The 7,706-nt window shown below is 25.0% G+C and carries 7 protein-coding genes; 6 read left to right on the top strand and 1 reads right to left on the bottom strand.

Annotated features, from left to right (window positions below; all coding sequences use genetic code 11):
• The first annotated feature begins 57 nt into the window (after positions 1-57).
• The 4 genes from leuA to leuD are packed head-to-tail and all read left to right on the top strand — an operon-like array spanning position 58 to position 4,792.
• Positions 58-1,605: a 2-isopropylmalate synthase gene (gene leuA / locus D9V74_RS02940; protein WP_158363156.1), complete on the top strand. Its 1,548-nt coding sequence runs from the start codon at positions 58-60 to the stop codon at positions 1,603-1,605.
• Between the two features lie 46 nt (positions 1,606-1,651).
• Positions 1,652-2,743: a 3-isopropylmalate dehydrogenase gene (leuB, locus tag D9V74_RS02935; RefSeq protein WP_158363154.1), complete on the top strand. Its 1,092-nt coding sequence runs from the start codon at positions 1,652-1,654 to the stop codon at positions 2,741-2,743.
• A gap of 1 nt (position 2,744) precedes the next feature.
• The gene (gene leuC, locus D9V74_RS02930; RefSeq protein WP_187308555.1) at positions 2,745-4,169 is read left to right on the top strand and encodes a 3-isopropylmalate dehydratase large subunit; all 1,425 of its coding nucleotides are present in this window, start codon (positions 2,745-2,747) and stop codon (positions 4,167-4,169) included.
• Positions 4,163-4,792, top strand: a complete 630-nt coding sequence (gene leuD / locus D9V74_RS02925) for a 3-isopropylmalate dehydratase small subunit (RefSeq protein ID WP_158363150.1) — start codon at positions 4,163-4,165, stop codon at positions 4,790-4,792. Before leuC ends, leuD begins: the two co-directional genes overlap by 7 nt.
• 321 nt (positions 4,793-5,113) lie before the next feature.
• On the opposite strand, the gene repA (D9V74_RS02920) is transcribed toward leuD, so the two are convergent.
• Complete coding sequence (gene repA / locus D9V74_RS02920) at positions 5,114-5,965, bottom strand: plasmid replication initiator RepA (RefSeq protein ID WP_158363148.1); 852 nt, start codon at positions 5,963-5,965, stop codon at positions 5,114-5,116.
• Between the two features lie 320 nt (positions 5,966-6,285).
• On the opposite strand from repA (D9V74_RS02920), the gene D9V74_RS02915 reads away from it, so the two are divergent.
• Positions 6,286-6,789 carry a TIGR00645 family protein gene (locus D9V74_RS02915; RefSeq protein WP_158363146.1) on the top strand — a complete coding sequence of 168 codons (504 nt, stop codon included), beginning with the start codon at positions 6,286-6,288 and terminating at the stop codon, positions 6,787-6,789.
• Between the two features lie 158 nt (positions 6,790-6,947).
• Complete coding sequence (repA, locus tag D9V74_RS02910) at positions 6,948-7,691, top strand: plasmid replication initiator RepA (RefSeq protein WP_158363144.1); 744 nt, start codon at positions 6,948-6,950, stop codon at positions 7,689-7,691.
• Positions 7,692-7,706 lie beyond the last annotated feature (15 nt).

Below are 7,706 nucleotides of genomic sequence, written 5' to 3'. Positions count from 1 at the left end.
TTTATTGTATAATTTTATTATTTTTAATAAACATTCATTCTACTGAGAATATCATTTATGAATCCTAAAGTTATTATTTTTGATACCACATTACGTGATGGAGAACAAGCATTACAAGCTAGTCTTAGTGTAAAAGAAAAATTACAAATTGCATTATGTTTAGAAAAAACTGGAATAGATATTATGGAAATAGGATTTCCTGTTTCATCACCAGGAGATTTTAAATCAGTTCAAACTATATCAAAAAATATAAAAAATAGTCGGATATGTAGTTTAGCACGTTGTGTAGAAAAAGATATTGATATAGCAGCCGAAGCGATGTCTGCTTCTGATTCTTTTCGTATCCATGTTTTTTTAGCAACATCAACATTACATATGGAATCTAAATTAAAGAAAAACTTTAATGAAATTACGGATATGGCTATTTATTCAGTAAAAAGAGCTTTACGTTATACTGATGATGTTGAATTTTCTTGTGAAGATGCAAGTAGAACTACTATGGATAATTTATGTCGTATTGTTGAAAAATTAATTAATTCTGGGGTCAAAACAATTAATATACCTGATACCGTAGGATATTCAATACCTAATGAATTATCTTATATAATCAAAAATTTATTTGAAAGAGTACCTAATATTCATAAATCTATTATTTCAGTACATTGTCATAATGATTTAGGAATGGCAGTAGGAAATTCAATATCTGCTATACAAGCTGGTGCTAGACAAATAGAAGGAACTATTAATGGACTAGGTGAAAGGGCTGGAAACACAGCACTAGAAGAAATTATTATGGCTATTAAAGTTCGAGAAGATCTTTTAGGTGTATCAACTAATATTAATTATAAAGAAATTTACCGCACTAGTCAAATTATTAGTCGCATTTGTAATATGCCTATCCCAGCTAATAAAGCTATAGTTGGTAGTAATGCATTTTCGCATTCTTCTGGTATACATCAAGATGGTGTTTTAAAAAATAGAGAAAATTATGAAATAATTGATCCTATCAGTATTGGTTTTAAAAGAGTAAAACTTAATTTAACGTCTCGTTCTGGTAGAGCTGCAGTAAAACATTATATGAGTGAAATGGGTTATAAAGATACTGATTATAATATTAATGAACTTTATTCTGATTTTTTAAAATTAGCAGATAAAAAAGGTCAAGTTTTTGACTATGATTTGGAATCATTAGCTTTTATCAATAAACAACAAGATGAATTAGAACATTTTTCTTTACAATTTTTTAGTGTGCAATCAATTTCTAATGGTTTGTCTACTGCATCAGTAAAATTATTATGTGGTAAGAAAGTTTATATAGAATCTTCTACAACTAGTAATGGGCCAGTAGATGCTATTTATCAAGCTTTAAACAGAATCACACATTTTCCTATTATTTTAAAAAAATTTGAACTTACTGCGAAGGGACAGGGTAAAGATGCATTAGGTCAAGTAGATATTTTAGTAGAATATAAAAAACGTAAATTTCATGGTGTAGGTTTAGCCACTGACATTATTGAATCTTCAGCTAAAGCAATGATTAATGTCTTAAATAATATATGGCAAGCAAAACAAGTTAATAAAAAATTAAAAAAATTAAAAAAATAACAGTAATATTTTTATATTAATACTTATTTAAAAGAAGATATTTTTTATGAAAAATAAATACCGTATTGCAGTACTTCCTGGTGATGGTATAGGTCCTGAAGTTATGCAAGAAGCATATAAAATTTTAAAAATTTTACAAAATTATTTTTCTTTAGAATTAGAAATAAAAGAATTTAATATTGGAGGTATTGCTATTGATAAAGAAGGTATTGCTTTACCCCAAACAACATTATTAGGTTGTGAAAATTCAGATGCTATTTTATTTGGTTCCGTAGGAGGTAAAAAATGGAATAATCTTCCAATAGAAAGGCGTCCTGAAAGAGCTTCTTTATTACCTTTAAGAAAACATTTTAATCTGTTTTATAATTTAAGACCAGCTAAATTATATTCAGAATTAAGATATTTATCACCTCTCCGTTCAAATATTATAAAAGATGGTTTTGATATATTATGTGTTAGAGAATTAACAGGAGGAATTTATTTTGGAGAACCTAGGGGACGTTCAAAAAAAAATAATATTGAATATGCTTTTGATACTGAAATTTATTATGATTATGAAATTAATAGAATTGCGCATATAGCTTTTCAATTAGCTCGTACTAGAAAATATAAAGTTTGTTCCATAGATAAATCAAATGTTTTAAATAGTTCTATTTTATGGAGAGAAATTGTTCAAAAAGTTTCTAAAAATTATCCAGACGTTCATTTATCTCATTTATATATCGATAATGCTACTATGCAAATTATTCAAAATCCTAATCAGTTCGATGTTTTGTTATGTTCTAATCTTTTTGGAGATATTCTTTCCGATGAATGTGCAGTAATCACTGGTTCGATTGGTATGTTACCATCTGCTAGTTTAAATGAAAAAAAGTTTGGTTTATATGAACCTGCTGGTGGATCTGCACCTGACATTCAAGGTAAAAACATTGCTAATCCCATTGCTCAAATTCTTTCATTGTCAATGTTAGTGAGATATGGAATGAAATTGACAAAAATTGCAAATAAAATTGATGAATCAGTTGTTTCTGTTTTAAAAAAGGGTTACAGAACAGCTGATATATCAAATGATAATAATTTTTTAAAAACTAATGAAATGGGTGATGCTATTGCTAATACTTTAATTAATGGTGGATAAAATGGGTAAAACATTATATCAAAAAATATATGATTCACATATTATTCATGAAGATAAAAATAACTCATCTATTTTATATATAGATTTACATTTGCTTCATGAAGTGACTTCTCCACAAGCATTTGATTCATTAAGAAATAAAAATAGATTAGTAAGACAACCTAAAAAAACATTTGCTACTATGGATCATAATGTATCTACAGAAAATAAAGATATTAATGCATCTGGTTCAATGGCAAAAATACAGATGGAACAATTAATAAAAAATTGTCATGAATTTAATATATCATTATATGATATAAGTAATCCTAATCAAGGAATAGTTCATGTAATTGCTCCTGAAAAGGGTATGACATTACCAGGTATGACAATTGTTTGTGGTGACTCTCATACATCTACTCATGGTGCATTTGGTGCTTTATCTTTCGGTATTGGAACTTCAGAGGTAGAACATGTTCTTGCCACACAAACGTTAAAGCAACAACGTTTTAAAAATATGAAAATAGAAGTTATAGGAAAAATTCCCCGATTAATTACCGCAAAAGATATTATATTATTTATTATAGGAAAATTAGGATCATCTAGTGGATCTGGTTATGTAATTGAGTTTTGTGGCAATGTCATTGAAAAGATGAGTATGGAAGAAAGAATGACTATTTGTAATATGGCAATTGAAATGGGAGCAAAATCAGGATTAATTGCACCTGATGAAATTACATATTCATATTTAAAAAATAAAGTTTATTCTCCTTTAGAGACATTTTGGGAAAAATCACTGTTTTATTGGAAAACTTTAAAATCAGATAAAAATGCTTTTTTTGATAAAATTTTTACTATAGATATATCAAATTTAGCACCTCAAATTACTTGGGGAACAAATCCTGATCAAGTCATATCAATTGATGAAAAAATACCAGATTATAATACATTTACTTCTTCAACAAAAAGAAATTTAGCAAAATCTGCTTGTAAATACATGGGATTAGAAAAAGACTCTTATTTAACAACTATTACTATAGATAAAGTTTTTATTGGATCTTGCACCAATGCGCGAATAGAAGATTTAAGATTAGCAGCGAAAATATTAAAAAATAAAAAAATTGCAAATAATGTGAAGGCAATTGTTGTTCCAGGATCTGGATCAGTTAAAGAACAAGCTGAAAAAGAAGGTTTAGATAAAATATTTATAAATTCTGGTTTTGAATGGAGATTACCTGGTTGTTCTATGTGTTTAGGTATGAATAAAGATAGATTAAATTATGGTGAACGTTGTGCTTCTACTAGTAATAGAAATTTTGAGGGACGTCAGGGGAGGGGAGGACGTACGCATTTAGTAAGTCCAATCATGGCTGCAGCAGCTGCGATATATGGAAGATTTTTTGATATTAGAAATTTAGATTATAGTGAGAATAATAAAATATGTTGAAATATATCGAACATACTGGTGTTATTGTTCCTTTAAATATTGCAAATATAGATACAGATATTCTTATTCCAAAACAATTCTTAAAACAAGTTAATAAACAGGGTTTAGGAAAATTTTTATTTTATGATTGGCGTTTTATGGATGGGAATCAATTATTAAAAAATGAAGAATTTATTTTGAATCAAAAGATTTATCAAAATGCTAGCATTTTGATAACTGGTGAAAATTTTGGTTGTGGATCTTCAAGAGAGCATGCTGTTTGGTCTCTATTAGATTATGGATTTAAAATTATAATTGCGCCAAGTTTTTCTGATATTTTTTATAATAATAGTATTAATAATAAATTGTTACTAATTAATTTATCAAAAAAAAAAGTTAGTTTTCTTTTTGATCTTATTAATTCTAATCCTGGAATTTGCGCTAAAATTAATTTTATTAATAAACAAATTATTATAAATAAAAAAATTGTTTCATTTGATTTTGATGATTCTCAATTTTTATTTTTTTCAAGTGATTTAGATAATATTGATTTAACTATGCAATATTTAGACAATATAAAAAACTATGAGAAAAATATACCTGATTTTTTAATTAAAAGAAAAGATTTTAAATCTGATTGTTAATTATTTTAAAAAAATAGCGAAAATTTATATTTAAGAAATTTCGCTATTTTTTTTTGTCATGTTTATATATTTTTTTTTATAAGTTTTAAATAATGTTATTTTGCATTTATTATATAAGAAGCATTAATAAAAAAAATCCATATGCATTTATTTAATTTTTTTATAAAAAAATTATTAAAATAAAAAATTTTATTTAAAATAAATAAAAAAATAATTATTTCGTAATAGAAAAATAGAAAAAACTAAGAAATTGATAATTGAAAAAAATAGAAAAGGTTACGTAATAAACGCATAAATTAAAAATATTATTTGAGAAATATTTTAATTGTCAGGATATTTATTTGTTGCTATCTTTTTAAGATAATAATAACTAATATTAACTTGTTTTTTTAATCCCTCTGGACCTAATTTTGTTAGTTCACTTATAGAATATTTAGCAACTAGTGCACGTAGAATAGTTTGTCTTGCTTCTTTTTCATTTAAAGAAATTAAACGTTGAGCATTTCTTTTTTTCTTATAAAAAGCATGCCTGGATATTCTGTATTTAAAAATATTTTTAATTTGTATGTCTTTAGATCGTCTTTGAGCATCGATCATTCTTATTGGTTTTAAACCTTTACTAATAAGATTTTTATTTATCCATCCCAATTGTTGTTTTTTAGCGTTAATTAATTTGTTTTCAGAAACATCAAATAATTTAAAAAATAATGGAGTAAGGGTAATAATTTTAGGCATATAATTTCCTAATATTTTATCCCATTTCTTTTGACAGGTAACAAAACCCATTGGTTCCATAAATTCAGTAATTAATCTTGAAGCACGAGTAATAGATTTATTACCTGCTTTAGATAATGTAGACAAACCACATTCGTCAGATAATTGTTCAACAGATGCTTGAACGAGATCAGAAGATATATTAAAATGATATAGCATTGCTAAAACCATCGCTCTCATCGCGCACGCACGGTGTTCATTTAATCTTCTAAATCTTTGTATCGGAAATCCTATTTTAATATTTTTCATTTGTAAAATATAATTTAATTCACATCTTGCTACATCTATTTCTGATGCTTTTTTCATTGCATAGTATATAAAAGCAGGACGTTTTTTATTATTTTTAGGTGGTGTGAATAGTGGATTTGGATTATTTATATAATTTTTTCTTGAAATCATAGAATGATACTTACTTAGTAAATAGATAATAAATGATTTTTAAAATTAATATTATATATATTTTATATATATTTTTTTTATATAATGTATGGATGAATATTTTGTATATAGATGAATATTGTATATTTAAGAAATTTCAGAATATATACTTTACTTTTATTTTTTTTTATGAATAAATATGATTTAAACTATTCTTAACATAAATTTTAATTATTTTCAATAATAAATTTTTAAAATTCTTCATAAAATATAATCTTTTAAGAAAATATTATGTTTTTTATTTACGAAAAACTATTTTAAAAAATAATTAGGAAAAAAAAATGGAAAAAATGATTGAAAAGGGGATATATGCTTCTCGTTGGTTAATGTTTCCTGTATATGTAGGATTATCTTTTGGTTTTATATTGTTAACATTAAAATTTTTTCAACAAATTCTATTTATTATGCCTGATATTGTTGATATGTCTGAATCTGGCTTAGTTTTGGTAGTTTTATCATTAATTGATATTGCATTAGTAGGTGGGTTATTAGTAATGGTTATGTTTTCTGGATATGAAAATTTTATTTCTAAAATGGATATACAAGATAATGAGAAAAGATTGGGATGGATGGGTACAATGGATGTAAATTCTATAAAAAATAAAGTTGCATCATCAATAGTAGCAATTTCTTCTGTACATCTTTTGCGTCTTTTCATGGAAGCGGAAAAAATATTAGATAATAAAATAATATTATGTGTCATAATTCATTTAACTTTTGTTTTATCTGCTTTTGGAATGGCATATATTGATAAAATGAGCAAAAAAAAACATCTTTTACATTAATTATTTTAAAATATAAAATAAAAATTTGAATTTTTTTTATATTAATGTTAATTTGAAAAAAATTAAATTTTAAATAATATAATTAATATGTTGTTTAATTTAGTATTAAATTATTTTATTTTCTGTTTAAAAATTCTACTTTTATATAAGTGTATTTAGTGTCTAGAAAAAATTACATATATAATCGAAAACCATGTTTTAATCCACCTAAAAATGAAAAAAAAAGATCTGCATTTATTTGTTATGCAATGAAGCAAGCATCAGCAATAGACGTTGCTAGAAGTAAATTAAATCATACTTTACTTCCTATAGATCCTAAAACTGGTAATGTTTTAACTCGATTTAGACGATTAAATGAACATCGTGCGTGCGCGATGAGAGCAATGGTTCTAGCAATGTTATATTATTTTAATATTGATTCTCAATTAGTTGAAGCCTCTATTGAAAAATTAGCAGATGAATGTGGATTATCTACTTTTTCAGATTCTGGTAATAAATCTATTACTCGTGCTTCAAGATTAATTACTGAATTTATGGAACCAATGGGTTTTGTTAGATGTAAAAAAATTAAAACTAAAGTTATGAGTAATTATATACCTAAAAAAATATTTTTAACACCAATGTTTTTTGTATTATGTAATATTCCAGAATCAAAAATAAATTACTATTTAAAACGTGAAAGTTTATTTCAAGGAGGGGGGGGTCAAAAAATATTTATTTCTTTTTCAGACATAAAAATGATATCAGAATTAGATGAAAAAACTGTTAGAAAAAAAATTTTAAATGCTTTAATAAATTATTACACTGCTAGTGAACTAACAAAAATAGGTCCTCAAGGTCTTAAAAAAAAGATAGATATTGAATATAGTAATTTATGTAAGTTATATAAAAAAAAACAATAATAAAATTATACAATA

The organism is Buchnera aphidicola (Macrosiphoniella sanborni) (assembly GCF_005080885.1).
GTDB classification, from domain to species: Bacteria; Pseudomonadota; Gammaproteobacteria; order Enterobacterales; family Enterobacteriaceae; genus Buchnera; species Buchnera aphidicola_AU.
Note: the sequence above shows the minus strand (reverse complement) of the source record. Positions and strands in the feature narration are given on the sequence as shown.